General features: G+C 73.2%; 3 protein-coding genes. All 3 read right to left on the reverse strand.

Translation table 11 applies throughout. The annotated features are described in order from the left end of the window. Positions 1–145: 145 nt before the first annotated feature. The gene (locus LADH09A_RS03210; RefSeq protein WP_238643233.1) at positions 146–955 is read right to left on the reverse strand and encodes a metal-dependent hydrolase; all 810 of its coding nucleotides are present in this window, start codon (positions 953–955) and stop codon (positions 146–148) included. A gap of 103 nt (positions 956–1,058) precedes the next feature. Continuing rightward, a complete protein-coding gene (locus tag LADH09A_RS03215) occupies positions 1,059–2,633 on the reverse strand; it encodes a serine/threonine-protein kinase (RefSeq protein ID WP_443677147.1) in 1,575 nt (524 codons plus the stop codon). A 179-nt stretch (positions 2,634–2,812) separates the two neighbouring features. Beyond that, a partial coding sequence (locus LADH09A_RS03220) for a serine/threonine kinase C-terminal domain-containing protein (RefSeq protein ID WP_504854030.1) occupies positions 2,813–3,735 on the reverse strand: 923 nt, incomplete at its 5' end.

Here is a 3,735-nt window from a genome sequence, read left to right on the forward strand (position 1 = left end):
TTCTTTTTGAGGACTCCGCCTGCCCCCGGATCCTACACGCTGTCCCTCCACGACGCGTTCGCGATCTACCAACATCCGGGAAGTTGCGCGAAGCTTCTCGCCGATGCGCGGGGCGCGGGGCGCGGGGCGCGGGGCGCCGGGTCGGTCAGATCTCGATGTCGAACCGGCTCAGCACCGAGGGCGCGACCAGGCCGAGGGTCGCGAGCGCCGAGACGGCGGTCAGGGCGATGCGCATCCCGACCACCTCGGCCTTGCTGCCGACCCGCAGGGCGATGCTGTTCGGTAGGCCGATCATCATCCACATCCGCCGTTTGATCGGGATCGGCCAGAGGATCGGCACGCCGGCTCGGGTGATCATGTCGCCGAGGATGTGCACGAAGCAGCCCACCCCCAGGGCCGTGCCGATCAGCGGATAGCCGCGACCGCCCGGCAGGTTGGCGAAGGTGAACCAGGCCGCCCCGGCCGACGCGAGAGTGATGATCACCCAGCCGGCGCGTTCCGCCCACTCGTCGAACAGCCCCCGCAGCGCCAGGCCGAACATGAAGAACAGGATGGTGATGACCGCCCACTTGCCGTACGCGGCGCAGAGGGCGGTGGTGCCCCAGCCGATGAGCACGGTGAACGGCAGGGTGTGGGTCAGGGTCCGGTGACCGTTGTTGCGGCGCGGGTCCTTGCTGAGCTTCGTGGCGTAGTAGACCCCGAGGGAGATCTTCTCCATGACCTCGGCGGCGAAGAGCGAGAAGACCCCGAAGGTACGGGCCACGGTGGCCCCACCCTGGTTCCTGGTCACCTTGCCCGACATGTCGAGGTCGGGAAAGAGCGCGCCGCCGGCGCACACCGCGGTGCCCACCGCCAACGCGAGCGGCGACTGGTGGTAGTCGGCGAACTGGTCCAGTGCCCAGGACCCCGCCAACCACGCCGCCGCGCCGGACAACGCGTGCTGTGGTCCCATCATGTCGGCTCACCCTCCCCAGGGATCTTGAGCGCCCAAAACTACGCCACTGTAGTCAGCGTCGGCGTCGCAGGGGCATCACCCTGACGGTCCACATCGGACGTCGTCAGAGAGCTGGGGTGAAGCTCTGCCGGATCATCGGCAAGTATGCCGCGTTGACCTGCCAGTCGAACTCTTTTGTCAACCACGAGACGGTGTAGGAACGCTCGGCCGACGTGTTGGCCAGCAACCGGAAGCTGTGCACCTGGTCGCCGGCCGCGTTCTCCCAGCCGCACTCCCAGACGGCGCCACCCTCGAAGATGTCCATCGCGGAGATGTCCACCTTGCGATAACCCGGAAGCAGCCCGTCACCGGTGGTGAGCCGCGCCTCCTCGGCCTTCCAGTGGGCCACCGGGTCGGCCCGTACCGGCCCGGACTCGACGCTGAGCACCCGAGCCCCGCCTGTCTCCCGGAAGCAGGTCACCGACCCCTCAGTCCAGCGCGCCCAGCCCACCGGCGCCGCGATCCGAAAGCCGGTCGGGTCGTCGTGCCAGGTCCAGCCGTCGCGCAGCCGGTAGCGTGCCTCGGCCGGCGGCGCGACCGACGCCACCGGAGTGGACGCCGGCGGCGGTGGCGGTGGTGTCGCGCAGGCGAACGCGGCCGGCCGGGCGCTGGACGCGCCCCCACCGGAACCGGACGGTGGCGTCCGCTCGTTGTGGCGGTCGACCAGCGCCACAGTGATGCCTCCGGCGACGAGGAGAGCGGTGGCCGCGCCGCCGATCGCGATCAGGCGCCGCCGGCGTCTGGGGCGAGTCGTTGGCCGGGCGGGCGACGTCGGCGGGTGGTCCGGCTGGCCTGCCGCGCGCACCGGGGCGGGCGCCCTGGCACGGCCCGCGCTCCGTAGCGCCGCCACCGCCGAGGACCTCGGCGGGGCGGCCGGCCGGTCGTGCTCCGCCGCCGCGTGCCGCAGCAGCGGCTCCGCCTCCGCGGCGGTCAACCGCCGCCAGGGGTCGCGTTGCAACAGGCCGGTGAGCACCGGGCCCAACGGCCCGGCGCGCCGCATCGGGTCCGGCGGCTCGGTGGCCAGCGCGCTGAGCGTCGCCATCGCGCTCGACCTGGCGTACGGGGACTGGCCCTCGACCGTCGCGTAGAGCGTCGCGCCCAGCGACCACAGGTCCGTGCGCGGATCGGACACTCCCTCGCGGGCCCGCTCGGGGGCCACGAACTGTGGTGAGCCGAGCACGGTGCCCGGCCCGGTCATCGCACCCTCACCGCCGTCGAAGGTGGCCAGCCCGAAGTCGGTGAGCACCACCCGGCCGTCGTCGGCAACCAGCACGTTGTGCGGCTTCACGTCGCGGTGCAGCACCCCGGCGGTGTGCGCGGCGCGCAGGGCGGCCAGCACCGCCAGCCCGATCCGGGCGGTGCGCTGCGGGCTCAGCGGCCCCTCGGCGCTGATGATCTGCTGCACCGACCGGGACTGCACGTACTCCATCACGATCCAGGGGCTCTCCCGGTCGTGCACCACGTCGTAGATGCGGACCACGTTGGGGTGGTTGAGCCGCGCGGCGGTGCGGGCCTCGCGCAGTGTCCGTAGTCGCAGCTCCTCGCGCTCGGCCTCGGCCAGCCAGGACGGTGGCACGACCTCCTTCACCGCCACGTCGCGATGCAGCATCTCGTCGCGAGCAAGCCACACCCGGCCCATCCCGCCGGTGCCGACCAGGTCGAGCAGCCGGTACCGACCCGCGATCAGCAACTGCTGCACGGTCGCTCCCCCTTGGTCACCCCGGGTTACACGATAACCACCGTGGCCGCTCTTTTCATCCGCTGAGCGGCCTCGATCCACGCCGGACGGTAGTCCGGATCATGACCATACGGTGCAGGTCAGGGGGTGGGTCGGAAACTGTTTCGCACCGTCGTCCAGTCCGCGCCGGCCCTGTTCCAGTCCCTGTCGTCGGTGATCCAGCCCAGCGTCCAGCGATCCGCACCCACAACCTGTTGCCGGGCGTGCAGCCACGGGCCGTACGGGGCCTGCCAGCGGCACTCCCACTCCGCCCCACCGTCGGCTGCGGCGAGCCGGATCTCGTCGTACCCCGGCAGGGCGCCGGCCCGGGCCGCCGCGTCGCGGACCGCGCGGAGTCGGGCCAGCGGGTCGGTGTCGTCGCCGCCGGCGACGCTGAAGGCCCGGCCGGTCGTGGGGTCCTGGAAGCAGGCCACCGTGCCCTCGCGGGAGTAGTGCCAGGTCGCTGGCACCGCAACCCGGAACCCGATGGTGTCGGCGTGCCAGACCCAGCCCGGCGGCGGGCGGAACCGTTCGCCCGCGACCGGGGTGCCGGCCGGCACCGGCGCACCGGCCGCCTCCGGGCGGACACACGCAAACGGCGGCGGAGGGACGTTGCGGCCTCCTGGCGGTGGGCCGGGGCGGTCGGGACCCGGCCCGCCCGGGCCGCCACCGCCGTCCTGAGGACGGTTCGGCGGCCGTGCGGTGGGCCAGCCGGCGGTGTCGTTGGGCTCGTCACCGGTGACGGCCAACGCGGTGCCCACGCCGGCGGCGGCGGCGACCAACAGCGCCACGGCGATCAGGGCGGCCCGGCGAACGGTGCGCCGCCGAGCCGTCGGGTTGGCGACCGGTGCGGCGGCAGCCGACGCGGCCGGGGACGGGTCGTCCGGGTTCGTCGCCCGCTCGGGCGCCGGCAACGAGATCGTGGTGGCCTGGTCGTCCGGGTCCTGGGCCTCGGGCCGGTCGCCTGGGCCCGCCGGCCCTTCGGCGGTCGGTTCGGTGCGCCCGGTCGCCGCGGCGGTGAGCA

It is taken from the genome of Micromonospora cabrerizensis, from assembly GCF_022230955.1.
GTDB classification, from domain to species: Bacteria; Actinomycetota; Actinomycetes; order Mycobacteriales; family Micromonosporaceae; genus Micromonospora; species Micromonospora cabrerizensis.

Excerpts from the sequence above, each read along its gene's own strand:
- LADH09A_RS03215 (WP_443677147.1), bottom strand. The coding sequence starts at position 2,633 with ATGGGCCGGGTGTGGCTTGCTCGCGACGAGATGCTGCATCGCGACGTG.
- LADH09A_RS03210 (WP_238643233.1), bottom strand. The coding sequence starts at position 955 with ATGATGGGACCACAGCACGCGTTGTCCGGCGCGGCGGCGTGGTTGGCG.